Source organism: Shewanella sp. MF05913, from assembly GCF_059758095.1.
Genome location: NZ_JCAYNT010000022.1, coordinates 51405 through 72664 on the forward strand (window position 1 = coordinate 51405; position 21260 = coordinate 72664).

19 protein-coding genes are annotated in these 21260 nt (G+C 44.1%); 13 read left to right on the forward strand and 6 right to left on the reverse strand.

The window, feature by feature from the left end; all coding sequences use genetic code 11:
• Positions 1–288 precede the first annotated feature (288 nt).
• A complete protein-coding gene (locus AC19MV_RS19490) occupies positions 289–1902 on the forward strand; it encodes a methyl-accepting chemotaxis protein (RefSeq protein WP_498309640.1) in 1614 nt (537 codons plus the stop codon).
• Between the two features lie 143 nt (positions 1903–2045).
• Here the strand turns inward: AC19MV_RS19490 and AC19MV_RS19495 are convergent, their stop codons facing one another.
• Entirely contained in the window at positions 2046–3422 is a 1377-nt protein-coding gene (locus AC19MV_RS19495) for an L-serine ammonia-lyase (RefSeq protein WP_432403847.1), read from the reverse strand.
• Positions 3423–3642: 220 nt separating this feature from the next.
• On the opposite strand from AC19MV_RS19495, the gene nagZ reads away from it, so the two are divergent.
• The gene (gene nagZ, locus AC19MV_RS19500; protein ID WP_498309642.1) at positions 3643–4653 is read left to right on the forward strand and encodes a beta-N-acetylhexosaminidase; all 1011 of its coding nucleotides are present in this window, start codon (positions 3643–3645) and stop codon (positions 4651–4653) included.
• A gap of 90 nt (positions 4654–4743) precedes the next feature.
• Here nagZ and AC19MV_RS19505 read toward each other — a convergent pair whose 3' ends face one another.
• The 3 genes from AC19MV_RS19505 to AC19MV_RS19515 all read right to left on the reverse strand — a co-directional run bounded on the left by AC19MV_RS19505 (position 4744) and on the right by AC19MV_RS19515 (position 9937).
• On the reverse strand, positions 4744–5739 hold the full coding sequence (locus tag AC19MV_RS19505) for a peptidoglycan binding protein CsiV (RefSeq protein ID WP_498309643.1): 996 nt from the start codon (positions 5737–5739) through the stop codon (positions 4744–4746).
• Positions 5739–9263 carry a transcription-repair coupling factor gene (gene mfd, locus AC19MV_RS19510; protein ID WP_498309645.1) on the reverse strand — a complete coding sequence of 1175 codons (3525 nt, stop codon included), beginning with the start codon at positions 9261–9263 and terminating at the stop codon, positions 5739–5741. Before mfd ends, AC19MV_RS19505 begins: the two co-directional genes overlap by 1 nt.
• A 65-nt stretch (positions 9264–9328) precedes the next feature.
• Positions 9329–9937: a hypothetical protein gene (locus tag AC19MV_RS19515; protein ID WP_432403824.1), complete on the reverse strand. Its 609-nt coding sequence runs from the start codon at positions 9935–9937 to the stop codon at positions 9329–9331.
• 157 nt (positions 9938–10094) lie between these two features.
• On the opposite strand from AC19MV_RS19515, the gene AC19MV_RS19520 reads away from it, so the two are divergent.
• From AC19MV_RS19520 to AC19MV_RS19540, 5 genes are all read left to right on the forward strand, one after another.
• Complete coding sequence (locus AC19MV_RS19520) at positions 10095–11339, forward strand: lipoprotein-releasing ABC transporter permease subunit (RefSeq protein WP_498309647.1); 1245 nt, start codon at positions 10095–10097, stop codon at positions 11337–11339.
• Positions 11339–12052, forward strand: a complete 714-nt coding sequence (lolD, locus tag AC19MV_RS19525; protein ID WP_432403820.1) for a lipoprotein-releasing ABC transporter ATP-binding protein LolD — start codon at positions 11339–11341, stop codon at positions 12050–12052. Before AC19MV_RS19520 ends, lolD begins: the two co-directional genes overlap by 1 nt.
• Positions 12049–13290, forward strand: coding sequence for a lipoprotein-releasing ABC transporter permease subunit LolE (gene lolE / locus AC19MV_RS19530; protein WP_498309649.1), 1242 nt, complete (start codon positions 12049–12051; stop codon positions 13288–13290). The genes lolD and lolE overlap by 4 nt, the downstream gene beginning before the upstream one ends.
• A gap of 17 nt (positions 13291–13307) precedes the next feature.
• Positions 13308–13547: a DUF3624 domain-containing protein gene (locus AC19MV_RS19535; RefSeq protein WP_432403816.1), complete on the forward strand. Its 240-nt coding sequence runs from the start codon at positions 13308–13310 to the stop codon at positions 13545–13547.
• Positions 13548–13639: 92 nt separating this feature from the next.
• On the forward strand, positions 13640–14071 hold the full coding sequence (locus AC19MV_RS19540) for a MarR family winged helix-turn-helix transcriptional regulator (RefSeq protein ID WP_498309650.1): 432 nt from the start codon (positions 13640–13642) through the stop codon (positions 14069–14071).
• Positions 14072–14170: 99 nt separating this feature from the next.
• Here the strand turns inward: AC19MV_RS19540 and AC19MV_RS19545 are convergent, their stop codons facing one another.
• Together AC19MV_RS19545 and AC19MV_RS19550 are read right to left on the reverse strand one after the other, a co-directional pair.
• A complete protein-coding gene (locus tag AC19MV_RS19545) occupies positions 14171–14680 on the reverse strand; it encodes a DUF2062 domain-containing protein (RefSeq protein ID WP_160054206.1) in 510 nt (169 codons plus the stop codon).
• 45 nt (positions 14681–14725) lie between these two features.
• Positions 14726–14863, reverse strand: a complete 138-nt coding sequence (locus AC19MV_RS19550; protein WP_432403978.1) for a hypothetical protein — start codon at positions 14861–14863, stop codon at positions 14726–14728.
• Here AC19MV_RS19550 and AC19MV_RS19555 point away from each other — a divergent pair.
• The 6 genes from AC19MV_RS19555 to AC19MV_RS19580 are packed head-to-tail and all read left to right on the forward strand — an operon-like array spanning position 14811 to position 21221.
• Positions 14811–17171 (forward strand): DNA internalization-related competence protein ComEC/Rec2, encoded by a 2361-nt coding sequence (locus AC19MV_RS19555; RefSeq protein WP_498309680.1) that lies wholly within the window; start codon positions 14811–14813, stop codon positions 17169–17171. The genes AC19MV_RS19550 and AC19MV_RS19555 overlap by 53 nt on opposite strands.
• A 36-nt stretch (positions 17172–17207) precedes the next feature.
• Positions 17208–19019, forward strand: a complete 1812-nt coding sequence (gene msbA / locus AC19MV_RS19560; RefSeq protein ID WP_498309652.1) for a lipid A export permease/ATP-binding protein MsbA — start codon at positions 17208–17210, stop codon at positions 19017–19019.
• 12 nt (positions 19020–19031) lie between these two features.
• Complete coding sequence (gene lpxK / locus AC19MV_RS19565) at positions 19032–20039, forward strand: tetraacyldisaccharide 4'-kinase (protein WP_498309654.1); 1008 nt, start codon at positions 19032–19034, stop codon at positions 20037–20039.
• Positions 20029–20205, forward strand: coding sequence for a Trm112 family protein (locus AC19MV_RS19570; RefSeq protein WP_498309656.1), 177 nt, complete (start codon positions 20029–20031; stop codon positions 20203–20205). Before lpxK ends, AC19MV_RS19570 begins: the two co-directional genes overlap by 11 nt.
• A gap of 57 nt (positions 20206–20262) precedes the next feature.
• The gene (locus tag AC19MV_RS19575) at positions 20263–20457 is read left to right on the forward strand and encodes a hypothetical protein (protein WP_498309657.1); all 195 of its coding nucleotides are present in this window, start codon (positions 20263–20265) and stop codon (positions 20455–20457) included.
• An 8-nt stretch (positions 20458–20465) separates the two neighbouring features.
• Positions 20466–21221, forward strand: a complete 756-nt coding sequence (locus AC19MV_RS19580) for a serine/threonine protein phosphatase (RefSeq protein WP_498309659.1) — start codon at positions 20466–20468, stop codon at positions 21219–21221.
• Positions 21222–21260 lie beyond the last annotated feature (39 nt).

Genomic DNA, 21260 nt, shown 5'->3' on the forward strand with positions numbered 1-21260 from the left:
TTCGGACCTCTTTCCTAAAGCGGTCATCTAACACTCTGCGGGTCTTTCAAGCGACAAAATAACGCAAAAAACACCAAGGCCATTCCTATGTGCTTCAGGCTAAAGTATGATGATGTTATAAATTTGTGAGGGATTATAGGTTTTTAAGGGTTTTGGACTGTCTGTATAATGCATTTTCTATGTTTATAAGATGTAGTGCATATAATTGATTTGCACTTAATGACAGTCAATATACCGAGCGTTATCCTATAAACAGGATCTACTTATACCGATACAGGTGCCTCAACAATGTTTGATTTATCAATCAAAAAAATGCTCCAAATCACAATCACGCTTTCCTTGTTGGCTTTAGTGATTTTGATTTCGGTCAGTAATATTCAACAAACCCATATTCATGAAGGTGTCGTGCACGAAGAAGCACAGGTTAATGCTATTTTTGCGCTTAAAGACACGCGTTATTTTGTGGTGCAAATTCAACAATTTTTAACCGATGTTGGCGCCACCAAAAGCGATGAAGCTAAAGCGGAAGCATTAGAAAGCCTAAACGGCGCACTCGAAAAGCTTGATTTATTGATTGCTGTTGCGCCAGAGGTGAGCCAAAGAGCGCAAGAGATTAAACGCAAGGTGAATGAGTTGCATGCCTCTGGCGTTAATATGGCTGATGCTTATTTAACTCAAGGTACTGAAGCGGGTAATCAGCTTATGAAAGGGGCGGGTGGATTTGATGAAGTGTCATCTAACCTTGCTGATGATTTAGATTTATTGGCTGATGAAATCGATGGTAAATTTGATGCCGCGGTGCAAGAAACCTTATTAGCCACGCAATCGGCTGCCAGCGTGCAATTGTGGGGAAATATCGGCCTCGGCGTGTTTCTGACCATTATTTTATTGCTGCTTTACCGCACGATTGTTAACCCTTTGAGAATATTAGATGATTCGATGCGCAATATCGCCTCGGGTGCAAAAGATTTAACGGTTAAACTTGATGACAGCGGCAATACTGAAATTGCCAAAGTGGCACGTAGCTTTAACCTGTTTGTACGCCAAATACGCGAGTTAATTACTGACTTTAATGACAACAGCCAGCAATTGGGCACGGCAAGTGTGCAGTTAACTTCTTCAAGTAATGAAACCTTAGCCGGTATGCAGCGTCTACAAAGTGAGACAGAACAAGTGGCAACGGCGATGAATCAAATGCAAGCCACCGTGATTGAAGTGGCCAACAATGCCGAATTAGCCGCCCAAGCAGCCAAGGACTCTGATACCCAAGCAGTGCAGGGTGATAAAGTGGTTCAGCTTACGATTACCTCAATTGAAGCATTAGCCAATGGCGTTGAGCACGCAGCCACCGCGTTACATCAGCTTGAAAAAGATACCGATAATATTGGCAGCATTTTAGAGGTTATCCGCAGTATTTCTGACCAAACTAACTTACTGGCTCTTAACGCAGCGATTGAAGCTGCACGCGCGGGTGAGCATGGTCGAGGCTTTGCGGTAGTGGCGGATGAAGTACGAACATTGTCAAAACGCACGCAAGATTCGACCAATCAAATTCAGCAAATGATTGGTCAGTTACAAAACGGTGTGAAAGATGCGGTGACCGTAATGGATTCAAGTCGTCAGCAAGCATTTAAGAGCACAGAACAAGCCGCGCAAGCGGGTGAGGCACTCAGTAAAATTACTGAGTCGGTTGCGACTATATCGAATATGGCGACTCAAATTGCTACTGCCGCTGAAGAACAAACCGCAGTGACGGATGAGATTAATCGTAATATTGTTAATATCAGCGACGAAGCAGGATTAACGGCGAACAACGCGCAGCAATCTTACAGTGCCAGCGTACAAGTGGATGAGTTATCGCAGCAACTGCGTGGACAAATTGGTCAATTTAAAACGCATTAGTTAATGGATTAACCCACCATACGATCACTATATGTGGTTATTGATTTGATTGATAAAATGATACAAAAATGCCTGTTAGCGATAACAGGCATTTTTTATTGTGTTAATGTGGTTAATGGTAAGTAATTAACCGCTAATCAAACTTAACATTCAACGATGTTAACCGCTAAACCACCTTTGGCAGTTTCTTTGTATTTGCTGCGCATATCTTTACCGGTGTCCATCATGGTTTTGATGACTTTGTCTAACGACACCTTGTGATTACCGTCGCCGCGCAGTGCCATGCGTGAGGCATTAATGGCTTTCACCGCGCCCATCGCATTACGTTCAATACACGGCACTTGTACGAGGCCGCCAACAGGATCGCAAGTTAACCCAAGGTTATGTTCCATGCCGATTTCGGCGGCGTTTTCGACGTGCTCAACCGTACCGCCCATAATTTCGGTTAATGCACCTGCTGCCATCGAGCAAGCTACGCCTACTTCACCCTGACAGCCTACTTCAGCGCCAGAGATAGAGGCATTTTTCTTGTATAAAATACCAATCGCAGCTGCCGTGAGTAAGTAACGGCTACAGACATCAATGTCGACTTCTTGCACAAACATATCGTAGTAACACAATACCGCAGGGATAATGCCCGCAGCACCGTTTGTTGGTGCGGTAACAACGCGGTCGCCCGCGGCATTTTGCTCGTTAACCGACAAGGCAAATAAATCAACCCAATCCATTGCGGTTAGCGGATCAGTATTATTACGACCTTCGGCTTTTAAGCGACGATACAGTGCAGGGGCACGACGACGAAGCTTTAAGCCGCCAGGCAAAATACCTTCTTTTTGATAACCGCGCTCTACGCAGCTTTTCATGGTTTGCCAAATTTTCCACAAACCTTGTTTAATGTCTTCTTCGCTGGCGATGCTCATTTCGTTAGACATCATTAACGATGAAATGCTTAAACCGTTATCGCAGCATAGTTGCAATAAATGCAAAGCACTGTTGAAGTCGTAGGGGGCTTGTTCAATCGGTGTGGCAGGTGATGCATTACGTTGGGTAATTTCATCTTCATCAAGAATAAAGCCGCCGCCTACAGAGTAATAAGTGCGCTTATAGATGCATTCGCCTTTTGATAGCGCGTATAACGTCATGGCGTTGGCATGCGCAGGTAAGGTTTTACGTCTGTGGTAAGTGACGCCATCATCACGGGTAAACTTCACTAAACGACCATCGGCCAGAGTGAGCTGTTGGTTTTTTGAGACAGCGTCTAAAATGGCATCAACACCATCGGTGTCAACGGTTTCAGGGTCTTCACCCATTAAGCCTAAAATGACCGCTTTACCGGTACCGTGGCCTTTGCCTGTTTGACCTAAAGATCCAAACAATTCGGCTTGTAATTCATCGGTTTGATCCAATAAATTGTTGTCTGCTACATGTTGAATAAAAATTTTACCAGCCTTCATCGGGCCCATCGTGTGGGAGCTTGAAGGACCAATACCAATTTTGAACATGTCAAATACACTAATCATCTTGTGTAACCCTTGCTGAGTCGTTTATTGTTTTCGTTATTAGTGAGTATAATCGCCTTATATCAACTTGGCGGTTTATCTCTTTTGTGAGCAGAGTATCCCACAGTTTGATGAATGACAGTTCATTAGATTTTTTTATGCATAATTTTCACATTAGCTTGTCTTATCATGCACAATAACCGCAATATTTAGACGTTGACGATACGATTAGGGGAACAGTTTGAGCTATTTAATGATGGATTTAGCCGGTTTAACAGTATCAAATCTGGAAACCGAGCAGTTACAACACCCAAAAGTGGGTGGAATAATTTTATTTACACGCAATTTTGAAAATAAAAACCAGCTAATTGAGCTAGTTAAGCAAGTTCGCCGCATTCGGCCAGAATTGTTAATTGCCGTAGACCACGAAGGTGGCCGGGTACAGCGTTTTCGTGAAGGTTTTAGTTTAATTCCAGCGATGGGTGATATTTTACCCGCTGCAAACATGGATTTAACATTAGCAAAACAATGGGCGAAAGAATGTGGCTTTTTAATGGCGATAGAGCTACTTGCGTGCGATATTGATTTAAGTTTTGCACCGGTCTTAGATGTAAACGGTATAAGTGAAGTGATTGGTAAACGCAGTTTTAGTCCTAACCCTGCACACGTCAGTGCGCTAGCTGAGCAGTTTATTATCGGCATGAACGAAGCGGGTATGGCAGCAGTAGGTAAGCATTTTCCTGGACACGGCAGTGTTGCTGCCGATTCGCACATTGCAATGCCAGTAGACCCTCGCACTAAAGACGTGATTGACGCATTTGATATGGTGCCATTTAAGCAACTGATTGGCCAAAAACAGTTGCAAGGAGTGATGCCCGCGCACGTAGTGTATTCAGCTATTGACCCTAATCCTGCTGGGTTTTCAGCATACTGGTTACAAACGGTATTACGTCAACAATTGGCGTTTGACGGGGTGATATTTTCTGATGATTTAGGCATGAAGGGCGCGAGCTTTGCGGGTAACTATCAAGGACGTGCTAAAGCGGCTATAGAGGCGGGATGTGACATGATTTTAGTGTGTAACGACCCGACAGGCGTTAATGCATTACTGACTGATTTTGTTTGGCCAGCAGACGAGCCGCTGCATACGGCATTGGCGCTTAAAAGTCAGCCTGCGCAAGTGTGCCATGCTCTAGAGCAGCAAGCCCGCATTCAAGCGGCGCAGCTATTGGTGAGTCAAATTAACCGTTAACGCGTTAGTTTGCTTTAAGTTTGCTTTAAGTTTGCAATAAAAAAACCGGATCAGTTGATCCGGTTTTTTTATGTGTTAATTCAGCAGCGATTAACCCGCGTAAGGCATTGATTGAGCTTGTGGTTTATAACCGGTCAAATCAATTGGCTTCACGTTGGTAGGTTGCGCCATTTTACGAATTTGCATCACAATGCCCATTTGTGGGTGGTCAAAATAATGTAACTCGCCACTTTTTACTCGGCGGTTTTGAATTAATGGAATACTTTGCAGGTAAGGGGCTAATTGCTTTTTACCATCAATATCTAATGCAGCGTATTCGTTAAACGCAGCAGGAGTTGATTCAATCATTTTTTGGGTTGGTTTACGCAACGCCAAATTATTTTCGATGTACAGGTAATGGCTTAGGTAAATGTTAATTGAGCCATCTAATTCCCACACTGGGCTGATTTTCGGTGCATCATAAAACCCACCCAATGCACTGTAATCACCTGCAGGCATGCTGTTACTGCTGTCTGCGGGTTTATTCACGCTTAAGCCGTGGTAATCAAAGGTTTTAGAGAAATCTTTACCACCAAAAATACGCACCGGTTTTGCCGCTCGACGAGACTGCATATTTTGCTGCCAGGTTAAGTGTACTAAACCTTTCACATAGGGTTCACGACTGATGGTGCGGATAATATCGCTAAATTGCCCTTGGCTTTGTGCCAGCAATAATGGACCTTGACCCAAATAAGCCGATTGTGGGCTACTTGCCCCAATATTAAAAGGCACCTGGCTTGGGTGAGTGGCAATATTATTACTCACTTTAGGGTCGTTACAGTTGCTGGTGTCACTGGCCCAGTCGGTAGACGAACAACCATTGAGTCCCACTGCAACGCCAGTAATGTCGGTACTGATCACCGGAGTGATAATATCAACAGTATTATTGGCTAATTTTGGTGGTGATGCATCGAGCCATTTTTCAACTGACGGATGTTGGCGTTCAAATACAAATACTTCAACCTCAAACCATGATTCTGCATGGGCTGAAAAGCTGTGGGATAGCGCTGTGATAGCGGCGATAGACATCGCAAATTTACGAAGCACTATTTGTCTCCAGTTTGGTGTTTAGCGAACTGTTCAAGCAAGGTATTGACTAATTCAAGACGCTCTTTGCTTGTTTCAGCAGGAATGGTGAACTTTAACTTATTTGGCCCGTCCATTCGATAGATTTGTGGCTGGTTTTGCAACAAACCAATAATAAACATTGGATCAACGCAGTTTTCAGGGCCAAATTCAACGCTACCACCTTTGGCATGCATTTCAATTTTAACGATTCCCAGTGCGGTTGCTTGATGTTTAAACAAGGTAATGGCCATTAAATTACGCGTTGGCTGCGGCAACATGCCAAAACGGTCAATAAATTCGACTTTGAGTTCGTCGAGCATATTATCGTTTTCGCAATTGGCGATACGTTTATAAAGTGACAAGCGCATATTGACGTCGCTGACATAATCTTCAGGCAGCAAAGCGGGGATACGTAAATCGATTTCCGCTTTGGCGCTCATCATGTAGGCAAGTGAGGGCTCTTTACCTTCTTTTAATGCTTTAACAGCAGACTCGAGCATTTCCATGTACAAGCTAAAACCAATTTTAGAAATATGACCGCTTTGCTCATCACCGAGTAATTCACCTGCGCCGCGAATTTCTAAATCTTGGGTGGCAAGCATAAAGCCTGCGCCAAGGTCTTCTAATGCGCCAATGGCTTCAAGACGTTTACGGGCATCGGGTGTCATGCGTTTTGGATGCGGCGTCATCATGTAAGCATACGCTTGATGATGCGAGCGCCCCACACGACCACGTAATTGGTGTAACTGGGCTAAACCAAACATATCGGCACGGTCGATAATAATGGTGTTGGCACTGGGTACGTCGATACCCGTTTCGATAATAGTGGTACACACCAACACGTTAAAGCGCTGGTGATAAAAGTCTGACATCACTTTTTCAAGATCGCGTTCGCGCATTTGCCCATGGGCCGTCACTACACGAGCTTCGGGTAATAAGTCGCGTATGTCTTGTGCTGTTTTTTCAATGGTTTCGACATTGTTGTGTAAATAATATACCTGACCGCCGCGTAATATCTCACGTAAAATGGCTTCACGCGCAGTGGCTTTGTCGTATTCGCGCACAAAGGTTTTTACCGCTAAACGTTTTGCGGGTGGCGTGGCGATAATCGACAAATCACGCATGCCAGACATGGCCATGTTAAGTGTGCGTGGAATGGGTGTGGCGGTAAGGGTTAAAATATCCACATTGGCTCGCAATGCTTTAATCTTTTCTTTTTGACGTACACCAAAACGGTGCTCTTCATCGATAATCAACAAACCTAAATTGTTAAAGTCGGCTTCTGCTGACAATAGTTTATGAGTACCAATAACAATATCGACTTTACCTTCAGACAGTTGCTCTACGACACTTTTTTGCTCTTTGGTGGTTCTAAAACGTGACATCACTTCGATGACGATAGGCCAGTCTGCAAAACGGTCTTTAAAGTTTTCGTAGTGTTGTTGAGCCAGTAAAGTGGTCGGAACCAATACAATCACTTGCTTACCTGCATTGACGGCGACAAACGCCGCGCGCATGGCGACTTCGGTTTTACCAAAGCCCACATCACCACACACCAAACGATCCATAGCCAGCGGGGCTTGTAAGTCTGCCAGTACGGCATGAATCGCTGTTTCTTGGTCGACGGTTTCTTCAAAAGGGAAACCCTGGCTGAATTGTGCATATTCTTGCTCATCAATGGCCATAGCTTCACCCGGACGAGCTTGACGACGAGCATAGACATCCAATAACTCAGCTGCAACGTCTCGAATACGCTCAATGGCTTTGCGTTTTGCTTTGGCCCAGGTTTCATTGCCGAGCTTGTTTAAATGGGCGTCACCGTCGCCACTGGCATTAAAGCGACTGATCAAGTGCAGTGATGACACTGGCACATAGAGTTTATCGCCACCTGAATATTCTAGCTTTAAGTATTCGGCGACTAAGCCGCCAGTATCAAGCGTTTCAAGCCCCTGATACAGCGCCACACCGTGCTCTAAATGCACAATAGGCTGACCGACTTTTAGCTCGGCTAAGTTTTTAACTAAGACATCTGAACTGACTTGTTTTTGCTTTTCGCGGCGACGTTGCTGTGAAATTCGTTGGCCGAACAGCTCGGTTTCACAAATAACGCTTACCATACCTCTTGGTGTGTCTGTTAGTACACAACCACGGCTGAGCGGCGATACCATTAAGCCGATGGCATCTTTGGCTGCGAGGTAGTCATTTAAATGATCGAACTGCTTGGGTTTAATGCCAATTTTGGCAAAGAGTTCAAGTAAGGCTTCGCGGCGACCTTCGGATTCGGCGCTAAACAATAATTGCGACTGTGTCGCACTGTACTCTTGCAGCGCAATTAAAGGCTGCTTGAGTTTGTGGTTGGCATTAATGTCGGGCAGTTTTTCAACATTGGCCATAATGGCGTGTGCTGGTAAATCGATTTGCGCTAGAGGCTGACCGGCGTTGTCTGTGTCGTTAGCATGGATTTGCTGAATAACTTGCGTGCGCGATAACGGTTTGAATGCGGCAAATAATTCATCTTGTAATAAATACAATTCTTGCGGCGCCAGCAGCGGCCTTAATGGGTCAATGCGTCTGTCTTCATAACGCACCGCCACTTCGTGTAAATGGTTTTTACTGGCTTTGTCGATATCGCCTAAAGTGATTAATTGACTGTCGTTAGGTAAATAGTCAAATAGTGTTGCGGTTTCATCAAAAAACAGTGGTAGGTAGTTTTCAATGCCCGCTGGCATCAAATTGCGGCTAACCAATTGATAAACAGACTCTGCTTCTTTCGATATCACTTCAAAGCGTCGACGATAGCGCTGTCTAAAGCCTTCAATAGCGTGGCTGTCTGTTGGGAATTCTTTTGCTGGCAACATGCGAATGGCATCGCGCGCCATGCCAGAACGTTGGGTGTCGACATCAAAAAATCGAATCGATTCGACTTCATCATCAAACAATTCAATGCGCAGTGGTTGGCGAGAGCCAGTAGGGAAAATATCAATGATAGAACCGCGGATCGCAAACTCACCGTGCTCATACACTTGGTCTACTAAGTGATAGCCTGTGTCGGTAAGATGTTGTCTTGCTTGTTGCAAACTGTATGTGTCGCCTTTATTGAGCACCATGACATTGGCGGTCATAAATGATTTTGGCGGCAGGCGCACCATTAAGGTATTAACTGGAACAATAACCACGTTGTGCTGGCTTTGACTAATATTGGCGAGGGTTTCGAGTCGCTGAGAAATCAAATCTTGATGTGGTGAAAAGCTGTCGTAAGGCAGGGTTTCACGGTCGGGAAATAAGCACACATTAACTTGGCTGTGTTGCAATAAATAGCTTAGCTCTACCTCTAGCGACAACGCACTTGGGGTGTCGTGGGTGACCACTAGGCTGGTACCAGAATGTTGCTGAATTAACTTGGCTAAGGTGATGGCTTGAGATACCCCACCTAATGTTGCCAAAGTTTGCATTTGTTGGCCTTTTTTTACACTCGGCGGCGTGAGTACACTAAATTGTTTCATTAAAATCTTTTTCAGTTCCGTTTGCTGTCAATTTGTATTGAAACGCCATTATGTTTACGCGGTTGTTAGCGTCGTTGCTTATCAATATTCTGTTTACGCTTTTTAAGCATTTTTTGTTGCACGCCTAAGCTGGCTTTAACAAGTTGTTCAATATCATCTTCAAGAATCTGACTAAACTCAAGTTCAGCATGCCATTGTGGTGTGCTGTCTTGATCTTCTCGGTCATCTTGGTTAATAGGCGAACACTGAGTGACCTGGCAAATGCATAATAAGGCGACCACTTCTGTGTGCAAATAAATATGGGTTTTATAATAATCTCCCACGTTTAGTGCAAACGTACTGGTGATGCTGATGCCACTACCGCCGAATTGATTGCCTTTAACGTGCTGACCTTCTTGCACTTCTTTTTCAAGGACATGTTGCAATACTAAATCGACCTTGCGAGATTGCAACTTTAAAAAATCCACTACCGCTTTGGCGTCATTATCTAAATTACGTAATTGTAAAAGGCAACTGGCTTCGAGGGTTTTGACTTCAGTCAATAACCTTAAGCCCACAGATTGCATGTCTTTTAGCTCATCTTCACTTGGTAAACCTTGGCTTGCATCCCACGGCGACAAGTAAGCGTTAAAGTTATGAGGCACACTAAAATAAGAATTGCTGTCAGGTATCAAGGTTTGCCTCTTTATTTATCGCACTAATAGCCCTATTATCGTGCCCAACTTAATGATTTAGCAAGTCATACACAATGGCTTGTTGTTTTCATCTTCAAAATTAGCTTGATTGTCAGACTAATACGCTGTGATTAGCGCATAGGATTAGTATTTTTTTATGAATTTCGGATTTTCGTTTTTTATCGGCTACCGTTACTGGCGTGCCCGAAAAGCCAATGCTTTTGCCTCATTTATTACCTTTTTTGCTGTATCGGGTATTTTTTTGGGTGTAGCAGCATTAATTGTGGTCAGCTCGGTAATGAATGGCCTCGAAGGCCAATTAAAAAACCGTATCCTGGGTGCTGTGCCGCAATTAACCTTAATCAGCGAGCCTGGCTTTACTGATTGGCAGCCGCTGAGCCAGCGTGTGTTGGCTGAAGATGGATTAAGCTCTAGCATCCGAGGCATGGTGCCAAGCACGACCACGCAGGCGATGATCCAATCGAGCAAAAACATCAGTGCGGTACAAGTGTATGGCGTGTATCCACAGCTTGAGCAAACATTGTCGAGCATTGCCTCGCATACCTATTCAAATGCCTTTGAGCAACTTACTGCGGGTGATTACAATATTGTCCTTGGTAGCGAGTTAGCGCGTAAGCTTGATGTGAATACCGGCGATAGAATTCGATTACTCAGTGGCGATGGTGTGGTGTATTCCCCTATGGGCCCGGTGCCGAGCCAGCGTAAATTTACTGTGGCGGGCGTATTTGAAATGGGTTCGCAAGTTGATGGCAGCGTTGCGTATGTGCATTATCAAGATGCGCGCAAGTTGATGCGTCAAAACAGCCAACAAATAAATGAGTTACGGGTGTATTTGTCCGACCCTTTTACAGCTCCGCAAATGGCCTCAAAAATGGTTAATGCCTTTGCCAAGCAAGGCGTTGAAATTAAAACCAGTGATTGGCGTCAAGACTATGGTCATTTATTTTCTGCTGTGAAGATGGAAAAGAACATGATGTCGTTGATGCTGAGTTTAATTGTGGCCGTTGCCGCATTTAACATGGTGTCAGCACTCGTGATGATGGTGGTGGATAAAACCACTGACGTTGCCGTGCTTAAAACCCAGGGCGTGACCACATCATCTGTGATGGCTATCTTTATTGTGCAAGGACTGTTAAATGCATTACTGGGTTTAGTTTTAGGCACGATAGTCGGCATAGGCTTAACCCTTAATTTGAACAGTATATTGTCGGCGCTCGGCATAGCCATTTTAGGGGCAGGGCAAACCTTGCCGGTTGCCTTGTCAGTCACCCAATTGAGTTTCATCATTGTTGGCTCGCTATTAATTACCTTACTTGCCACTCTTTACCCTGCGCTGTCGGCTGCAAGGGTTCAACCCGCTTCTGCTTTGAGATACGAATAATGAGTCAAACACACACAGCGTTATTACAAGTTAACCACGTTAGTAAGCAATACCATGATGGCGAAGTCACGACTCATGTGTTGTCTGGCGTTGATTTAACGGTTTATAAAGGCGAGCAATTAGCCATTGTGGGGAGTTCTGGCTCAGGTAAAAGTACCTTGTTGCATATAATGGGCACCTTAGACACCCCAACAGCTGGCTCTGTGCTGCTTGACGGCGAAGACTTGTATAGCATGTCTGCCATGAGACAAGCTCAGGTGCGTAATCAAGATTTAGGCTTTATTTACCAGTTTCATCATTTGTTGCCCGAGTTTACCGCATTAGAAAACGTGGCAATGCCGGCATTTATTCAAGGCAGAGATAAAAAGCAAACCTTAGCCGATGCGCAAAAATTACTTGAGCGTGTGGGGCTTGGGCATCGTCTAAACCATATTCCGGCGCAATTATCAGGTGGCGAGCGTCAACGAGTAGCGATTGCTCGGGCGTTAATTAACAAACCTAAATTGGTACTGGCCGATGAACCCACCGGTAACCTTGATGCCAGCAGTGCCGATAATGTCTATGCGATGATCCGTGAATTGGCTCAGCAGTTTGATACCGCCTTTGTTGTGGTGACGCACGACCATAAACTCGCCGCTAAAATGGACCGTCAATTAACCATGAAAGATGGTGTGTTACAAACCGTAGCTAACACAACAGGGCAAGCCGAATGAGTAAGTGGTTACCGTTAACAATAGGTTGGCGTTTTTTTCGTGCTAAACAATCCAATAGCTTTATTGGGTTTATTTCGTTTGCCTCAACGGCGGGTATCGCATTGGGTGTGGGCGTGTTGATTTTATTGCTGTCGACCATGAACGGCTTTGAAAAAGAGTTACAACAACGGTTATTGGGCGTAGCGTCTCATGGTGAGCTCGTGGGTGTTAATGAGCCGATAGCCGATTGGAAAGTGATTGCAGACAGTGCGCAACACTTAACACAAATTACCGGTGTGGCGCCGTTTATTCGCTTGCAAGGTTTAGTGCAAAAACCGGCAGGCTTTCAAGGCCTTGTGGTCAGCGGGATTGATATTAATCACGAAGCTGATGTGTCGACTATTAATCAATATATGTCTGCTGCAGCGTGGCAATCTTTGCAAGGTAATCAAAATAATATCGTTTTAGGACGCAGTTTACTCGATAAGCTACAGCTCAAAGTCGGCGATACCGTCGCGATGTTCACCCCTGATGCCAATAATAGCCAATTGACCTCGGCCAAAAGCCATCGTTTTGTGGTATCGGGTGTTTACAATGTGGGCGGCGAAATTGAATCAACCCAAGCTTTTGTGCCCATTGAATATTTAGCCGACGTTTTAGGGTTAGGTACTGGTGTTAGTGGGGTGCGTATACAAGTCGCTAATGTGCTGAATGCCGCTTCAGTTACACGTGATTTAGGCTTTGCTCAGGAACAATATTTATACATCAATGATTGGACCCGCTCGCAAGGGCATGTTTATCAAGATATTCAATTAGTGCGCTTAGTGATGTATTTAGTCTTGGCGCTGGTGATTGCAGTGGCATGTTTTAATATTGTCTCGACATTGGTGATGGCTGTGCGCGACAAAGCCTCAGAAATTGCTATTTTAATGACTATGGGTATCAGTCGCGGTGCGATAATGACCATTTTTATGCTGCAAGGGGCGTTAAACGGCATCATGGGCTGCACGATTGGTGGCATCTTAGGGGTGATTTTTGCGTATAACTTAAGTGCGATTGCTCAGGGGCTTGAACAGCTTTTTGGCTTTCAGTTGTTGGCATCTGATATCTATTTCATTGACTTTTTACCGTCTGAATTACATAGCCAAGATGTGGTTGTTGTCATCATAATGGGCTTGGTAATGAGCTTGCTTGCCACAATTTATCCAGCCTGGAAAGCAACTAAGATTGCTCCTGCAACGGCATTAGCGGGTCGTTAAGGTGTGCAGGTAGCTTGATGGCATGTAATCAATGTACGGACTCAATATTTAAACAAAAGATTGGCCGCTGTAAGCGCTGTATGCTGCAACTCACGGTATTGAGCTTACTGACCTGGCCAATGTGGTGGTATTACTTTATTGATACGCCTAAAACCGTTGAATCTATAGCACTCTTATTTTTTGCCATTAGTTTTAGTGGGTTGTTGGTTTTGCATTTATTGGTTTGGCTTTATCGCCGTATAATGTTTAATGAGTGAGTGACTAGCCTTGAGCGCACTCGATCATGTTACTAATAATGAATAACCGTTTCTCTATCATTGTATGAGTGAGTTAACACTGAGGAAGGCTTGTGTCTGAGAATATAAAAGAGCCGCTGTTTAATTTATTACACAGCATGAAGCGTTCGTTACGCCAGGCAATGGATAGTAATGATTTAGGCATCACACCGCTACATATGCGGGTGCTTAAAATAATATCGTTTAACAATAAGCAGGTGACTGCTAATGATATTGTTCAGAAAACCCTACTCGACAAAGCTCAGTTGGCGAGACTGATTAAAGAATTAATCAGTTTGGATTATGTGTTTAAGTTAGAAAATCCGACAGATAAACGCAGCTATTTTTTAGGCATCAGCCCAAGTGGAAGCGAAGTGGTGAAACGGTTAACTGTTACCGAGGATCGTGTTAACGAGATAATGAAAACTGGCTTAACAGAACAAGAAATTGCTGATTTTGCGCGGTTAGCGAAACAAATGGCGCATAATTTAAATCATCAAGACTGACATCTCTGCAACCGCGGATAACCCATTTACAAAACAAAAGGCCACAATACTCATTGTGGCCTTCTTTTTGATCTACTGAGCTTGTGTCTCAGATCTGTATTACTCGCCTTTACGCTTTTGCCATTTAAACAAAATTGAATAACGCCACATGCTTTTTATCACCACAAAACCGATCAGCGCAGAAATAATGGCTAATGCTAAGCAGCCAACCAAAAAAGGTGGACCGATAGTCGACACTGAGGCTTCAATCCACGCCCATGTGGCTTCAAATTGAAATGCTTGTGCTTTATGGCCAAGGATTTTAGTCCCTAACAAATACGCGCCATAAAACATAATGGGCATAGTTAATGGATTCGTAATCCACACAAGAGCAACTGCGACGGGTAAGTTAACATTAAATAAAATGGCAAAACCGGCTGCCACGACCATTTGAAATGGCATGGGGATCCAAGCCACAAACAAGCCTACAGCAAACGCACCAGGTGCTGATTTTCGATTTAGAGCCCATAAATTTGGCTTGTGTAATAATTTGCCAAACATCCGTAAATACTTATGTTCACGGAGTGTTTCTGGTTTTGGCATAAACCTTTGTATTAATTTTTTTGGCATATTCGTCGATTAATGTCTTAACTCATTCACTATGAATCGATTTATCTATGGCTTTTGTGCCTGTTCTTTATCAGCGATGTTATGGCCATCGCTGGCACCCATCTGGTGTTTGCCTATCTTGTGCTTACTGGTGTTGTTCTGCCTTAAAAAAGCGTCCTTTTTAGCAGGATGCTTTTTCGCCATTCTGTGGCTCAGTGCGTTTTTTCAATGTCTTTATTTGCACCAAAATGCTGAAAAACCCCAACAAATTCAATTTACGGCGCAGATAGTAACACTTGTTAGTCAAAACAGCGACTGGATAAGTTTCGATGTGCGGGTTATGCCACCACGACAAGACCGATTGTTATTTGAAGCCATAGCGTTCTCTAATGTGCAGCGATATTACCGATTAACTTGGCAAAAGCCAGCGAAAGTTGAGCCTGGGCAAATTTGGCAATTTAGTGCTCGAATGAAAGGGATCAGCAGTATTCAAAACCAAGGAGGGTTTAACCAGCAAAAACACTTCATTAGTCAGCATATTGTGGCAAAGGGACGGGTTAAGCAGGCTGCATTAATCAGCAGTGATACATCGGTTAGACAATATATTATGGATAGGACACTGCCTATCCTACAGGGCTTATCCCAAGGTGATATTTTACAAGCCCTCATATTCGGCGATAAGCGTGCGCTCGATGACACTCGATGGCAACAACTTAGGCAAACAGGTGCAGGGCATTTGGTAGCAATATCTGGCTTGCATTTATCTGTGGTCTTTGGCCTGTTTTATGGTGTATTGCTGTTCTGTTCCACTGTATTGCCTGCGTCGCAACATGGCGGGAAAGTGCAAGTTATTATGCTCGCAGCTGCGCTGATTACCTTGGGTTATGGCTATTTATCGGGGTTTGGCATTGCAACTCAACGTGCGTTATTGATGATGTTATTGTTAGTTGTCTTTAGTGTCATTAAGCAATTTAGCCACAGTTGGGACCGATTGCTATACGCGCTATTTTTTGTATTACTGCTAGATCCCGTTGCCACCTTAGGAGCTGGTCTGTGGTTATCATTTTTAGCACTCGCTATTATTTTACTTGCCGTAAAACCGCAATCGTTCACAGCGCCATCAGCTGCAATACGCGCACAAGTTACAGTGAGCAATATCTGGCAACGGCTATTCATCAAGTTCCGAGAAGTAGGGGGTTACTTGTTGAATGCGGTTAAGACGCTGTGGTCTATCCAATGGCGTTTAGCATTGGGATTAGGTGGATTGCAGGCCATTTTATTTGGGATGGTGACGCCGCACAGCATTTGGTTAAATTTATTGTTTGTACCCTGGTTTAGTGTGGTGGTTATTCCATTGACCATGTTGAGTTTTTGCTTGTGGTTATTGAGTTCGACCTTGTTAACTATTATCGGTGTTGAGCAACACGTGATTGAGAATATAGGCACAACAATACTCAGGTTGGCAGATGTCAGCTTAGTGCCGTTTGTTGAACTATTGCAGTTTAGCGACCATTTACCTTTAGCACTGTTGCCTATTACAGAGCAGGTGCTTGCTGCGGTGTTGTTTATGTTGATAGGCCTGACATTGGTTTATCTGCGGCCTCATATTGGTGTTGATAAACGCCTTATTCGTTATTGCTTATTGATAATGTGCCTGCCTGTAGGGGTTCACTTACTGAGCTCGTTACAACGGCGTGATGAGCCCCATCATCAGTTTAATGATGTGTGGCAAATGCATGTGTTAGATGTCGCCCAAGGCATGGCGATTGTGTTGCAGCAGGGCAAGCATGGTTTTATTTACGATGCTGGTGCCGCTTTTGGTGAGTTTAGTTATGCTGAAAGAGCGATACTGCCCTTTTTGAGTTCTAGAGGTATCACGGATATTGATTACATTATCGTTAGTCATGATGATAACGATCATGTCGGCGGATTAAGGGTATTATCCAATGCATTTCCTGCCAGCCAATTGATTGCCGATTTTGACTTAGCAGGGCACACCAATAAACCGTTGAGCCAACGGTGTCGTGATAATCTGGTTTGGCACGGTTTGGATGTGCATTTTATAGATAATCAATTGCTTAATGGCAATGATAATAATAACTCTTGCGTGATGAGTGTGACCGATGGCAATACACGTGTTTTATTTACTGGAGATATAGAATCTCCACGCGAGCAATCGTTACTGCAAACTCAAACGGATGTTGAAGCCGATATTTTACTGGTGCCTCATCATGGTAGCCGAACATCTTCTACTCCCGCCTTTATTGATGCGGTTCGCCCTGAGCTTGCTATTGTGACGGCAGGCTTTGCTAATCAATATGGCTTTCCTAAAAATGATGTTATGGCGCGCTATCAACAACGGCATATCCGCACATTACAAACCGGACACGAAGGTCAAATTAGTATCACGTTTACAAAAAATGACTACAGAATAGCCACTTATCGACAACATTTGGCGCCATTTTGGTATAACCATTTGTTTAAATTTGGTGAGTCACTTAAAGCAGAGTAGAATATGCTTATGTTTGCTAGTTAAGTATTGGATTCAATGTCAGCATCAACTTCTAATGAAAAAAATGAAATGTGGATCGTTTTTAAGCGCCTAATGACTTATGTCGCGCCAATGAAAACCATGTTTATTATGGCCGTGCTTGCGCTCCTCACCTATGGTGCAGTCGACGCCGCTTTTATAGCCTTTATTAAACCGTTTATTGACGAAGGTTTTAGCCAAACGCCAACGGTCGTAGCAGGGGTCGATGTGCCTACGCACGGTGGGTTTAATGCCGATAACGACATCATGTTTATGGCGCCGATTGTGGTGGTTTTAATGTTCACGTTGCGCGGGGTGGCTAACTTTGTGTCTACCTATTGTGTGTCATTTATCAGTGCACAACTGATTATGGATATGCGTCAGCAAGTGTTTGAGCATTATTTACGGTTACCAGTAAGTTACATTGACCGTGAAAATAGTGGTAATTTAATCTCTCGCGTGACCTTTGATACAGAACAAATAGCTAGAGCATCTGGCAGCGCGCTTATTTCTATCGTGCGCGACAGCATGACTGCAGTGGGTATGCTGGCGATTATGTTTTATTACTCGTGGAAACTGTCACTGTGTATTTTAGTGATAGGACCCATTATCGGTATCGTGATAAGCGTGGTTAGTCGCCGCTTTCGTAAAGTCTCTAAGCAAATTCAATCAGCGATGGGCGGTGTTACCGCAACCACTGAGCAAATGATTAAAGGCCATAAAAACGTGTTGGTGTTCGGTGGTCAGAAAACAGAAGTAGACCGTTTTTTCCAGGTGAATGATCGTAACCGTTATCAAAATATGAAACTCGCCGTTGCTCAAGCGGTGAGCCAACCACTGATTATGGTGATAGGGTCGTTTGCACTGGCATTTGTATTGTATGCCGCCACATGGGACAGCATGAAAACTGATTTAACTGCGGGTACGTTTGCGGCTATTTTAGGGGCTATGCTTGCCATGTTACAGCCGATTAAAAACTTAACCCGTGTTAATGCTGAGTTTCAGCGCGGTATTGCCGCGTGTACCACAGTATTTGAATTATTAGACACCGCGCCTGAACCCGATAATGGCCCGTTTTCTATTGAGCGAGTTAAAGGGAAGTTGCGTTTTGACAATGTAACTTTTGCTTATCCAGAACAAGCAAAACCGGCACTTAATGGGATTAACTTTGAAGTGCAGCCAGGTAAAACAGTGGCGTTAGTTGGCCGTTCTGGCTCTGGAAAATCTACGATTGCCAGTTTGATCACCCGTTTTTATGGTGGCTTGAGTGAGGGTGATATCACCCTAGATGACACCAGTATTTATGACTATCAGCTCAAGTCTTTGCGTAACCAGGTAGCACTTGTGTCGCAGCAAGTGACGTTATTTAATGACACCATTGCGAACAATATTGCTTACGCCTACCCAGGTGAAGTGACGCGCGAACAAATCGAACGCGCAGCTGAGCTTGCTTATGCCATGGAGTTCATTAGCACTTTACCGGATGGGCTGGATACACAAGTAGGCGAAAATGGCGTGCTATTATCTGGCGGTCAACGTCAACGTATCGCCATTGCTCGAGCCATGCTTCGTGACGCGCCAGTGCTGATTTTAGATGAAGCAACCTCAGCGTTAGACACCGAATCTGAAAAAGCCATCCAAAAAGGCTTAGATAATTTGCGTCACAATCGTACTTCAATTGTCATTGCCCACCGTTTATCGACTATTGAAAGTGCCGATGAGATTTTGGTCATTGATCAAGGGCAAATTGTGGAGCGCGGTAATCACAGTGAGCTGATATCCCATGCGGGTATTTACGCGAATTTATACAAGATGCAGTTTAGTCAGTAAGGATTCGGTGGAATGCAGCAATTAATCCATCGTATTTGGTACCACAATCATTGGGCTAAATGGTTATTCTTGCCACTGTCCTGGTTGTTTGGTGTGATATCCACGCTAAGACGAACCTTGTTCAGTCTGGGTATTCAGCACGCTACCACCTTACCTGTGCCTGTCATTGTGGTGGGCAATATTACTGCTGGTGGCAGTGGTAAAACACCTACCGTGATCTACTTGATTGAATTGCTGCGTCAGCAAGGCTACACCCCAGGCGTAATTAGCCGTGGATATGGCGTAGATATACCAGGTTGCTTAGCAGTTAATGCGGGGGCTAAAGCCACTGAGGTGGGTGATGAACCGGCCATGATCGTTGCTCGTACTCAGGTGCCTATGGTAGTGGGCGCGAAACGTGTCGATGCTGCCAATATGTTGTTAGCCAATAATGATGTAGATGTGATCATTAGTGACGACGGCTTGCAACATTATGCGTTAGCTCGCGATATTGAAATCGCCTTAGTCGATGGTGAACGTCGATATGGTAATCAATGTCTTATCCCAGCAGGCCCGCTACGCGAAGGGCTTTGGCGTTTAAACAGTGTTGATTTTGTGATCAACAATGGCGGCCCAGCACAACAAAATGAAGTGTTAATGAGTTTAACGCCAGCACCGCTTATTCAAGTGAGTCAACCCGATAGTGTGCCACTGTCCATATCGCAAGACGTGGTTGCCATGGCGGCTATTGGTAATCCACAACGTTTTTTTAATACACTGACACAATTAGGCTATAACCTAGCCAAAACCGTTGAGTTTACCGACCATCAAGCTTTTTCGGCGACAGAGTTACATACCTTGTCGCGCGAACACCCATTAGTGATGACTGAAAAAGATGCGGTTAAATGTCGCGATTTTGCTGAAAGTCACTGGTGGTATTTGCCGGTAAATGCGAAGCTTACCCCAGAATTTGATCACGCATTGTTGAGCCAATTACAGCAAGTGGCTCAAACTAAAAAAGGACTGTCTCATGGCATTTGATAAAAAACTACTCGAAATTGTGGCTTGCCCAGTATGTAAAGGTAAGTTGGAATACGACAAAACAGCACAACAATTGATCTGTAAGTTTGATAAGTTAGCTTACCCTATTACAGAAGGTATCCCGGTGCTATTAGAAAACCGTGCGACACCTTGGGCTGCTGAATAAACCGTAAACACGTAAACCGTGATATGGTGCTTTAAACGTCCTTCGGGGCGTTTTTTTATGCCCGTGTTTCAAACTTTACTGAATTCCACAACGGATGTTATCGGTGTATTTAGAATGTTAACACGCTATAAGGAAAGTGAAGCTAAAACGCTAAAAGCATATCTAATAACAAGAAAAACCATTGGTTTAATTGAACTTATTATCAGTGAGGCAGATAATTTATCTATCAGTAATACACGTGTTTTTGACTAGGTAGTCTTATGGCTGAACATGAAGGTTTTCAACAATTAGTTGCTGAAGTCATTCGTGAACATCGCGGTGAGCGAGTGGTCTCGTTTGAGTTTGAAGGCAAACGTTATTGGCTTAAGCAAGTAGAGAAACTGGCAGGCGCGATGCGTTTGCTTAAACAAAATTCAACACTCGCATTACACAAAGAAATAAACGTACTCACTGAGTTGGCTAAGCATGGTGCACCTGTGCCAGCGGTGGTTGAAGTCGGTGATGGTTATATGGTGATTGAAGATGCGGGCGCAACGATTAAAGATTGGCTTGCTCATGATAAAGCAGCGCTCTTGCCCATTATTCTTAATGATGTCGCGATTGCCTTGGCAAGGTTGCACGCTATGCATTTTTCACACGGTCGTCCTGCTCTGCGTGACATCAGTTGGCAAGATGGCGAGGTCAAGTTCATTGATTTTGAAGCACATCAACAGGACAAATCGATAGTATCGCAACAAGTGAGAGATTTGCTGGTGTTTATTCACAGCTTGTATCGTTATATTGGTCCTCGAAATGCGTTGATTTCTCACGCTATTGACGCTTATCGTGCCGCGGGTGGCGAATTAATATGGCAAAAAGCACAACAATTTTTAGCGTCTTGGCAATGGTTGTATTATTTTGCTTGGCCATTTCGTTATGCTGGTGGCAAAGATTTAAAACCCGTGTATTGGGTACTTTGGCATTTTAGGAAACAAGATAGATTGCCGTGCGATACCAAAACAAAAAAAGCTTGCTGATGGGCAAGCTTTTTTGTTTTATACCGCTATTGAGATTCA

What these genes read in the sequence shown, in the direction of transcription:
- AC19MV_RS19490 (WP_498309640.1), top strand. Translation starts at nt 289, where the DNA reads ATGTTTGATTTATCAATCAAAAAAATGCTCCAAATCACAATCACGCTT.
- AC19MV_RS19495 (WP_432403847.1), bottom strand. Translation starts at nt 3,422, where the DNA reads ATGATTAGTGTATTTGACATGTTCAAAATTGGTATTGGTCCTTCAAGC.
- mfd (WP_498309645.1), bottom strand. Translation starts at nt 9,263, where the DNA reads ATGAAACAATTTAGTGTACTCACGCCGCCGAGTGTAAAAAAAGGCCAA.
- AC19MV_RS19520 (WP_498309647.1), top strand. Translation starts at nt 10,095, where the DNA reads ATGAATTTCGGATTTTCGTTTTTTATCGGCTACCGTTACTGGCGTGCC.
- lolD (WP_432403820.1), top strand. Translation starts at nt 11,339, where the DNA reads ATGAGTCAAACACACACAGCGTTATTACAAGTTAACCACGTTAGTAAG.
- lolE (WP_498309649.1), top strand. Translation starts at nt 12,049, where the DNA reads ATGAGTAAGTGGTTACCGTTAACAATAGGTTGGCGTTTTTTTCGTGCT.
- AC19MV_RS19535 (WP_432403816.1), top strand. Translation starts at nt 13,308, where the DNA reads ATGGCATGTAATCAATGTACGGACTCAATATTTAAACAAAAGATTGGC.
- AC19MV_RS19545 (WP_160054206.1), bottom strand. Translation starts at nt 14,680, where the DNA reads ATGCCAAAAAAATTAATACAAAGGTTTATGCCAAAACCAGAAACACTC.
- AC19MV_RS19550 (WP_432403978.1), bottom strand. Translation starts at nt 14,863, where the DNA reads ATGGCGAAAAAGCATCCTGCTAAAAAGGACGCTTTTTTAAGGCAGAAC.
- msbA (WP_498309652.1), top strand. Translation starts at nt 17,208, where the DNA reads ATGTCAGCATCAACTTCTAATGAAAAAAATGAAATGTGGATCGTTTTT.
- lpxK (WP_498309654.1), top strand. Translation starts at nt 19,032, where the DNA reads ATGCAGCAATTAATCCATCGTATTTGGTACCACAATCATTGGGCTAAA.
- AC19MV_RS19570 (WP_498309656.1), top strand. Translation starts at nt 20,029, where the DNA reads ATGGCATTTGATAAAAAACTACTCGAAATTGTGGCTTGCCCAGTATGT.
- AC19MV_RS19575 (WP_498309657.1), top strand. Translation starts at nt 20,263, where the DNA reads ATGCCCGTGTTTCAAACTTTACTGAATTCCACAACGGATGTTATCGGT.
- AC19MV_RS19580 (WP_498309659.1), top strand. Translation starts at nt 20,466, where the DNA reads ATGGCTGAACATGAAGGTTTTCAACAATTAGTTGCTGAAGTCATTCGT.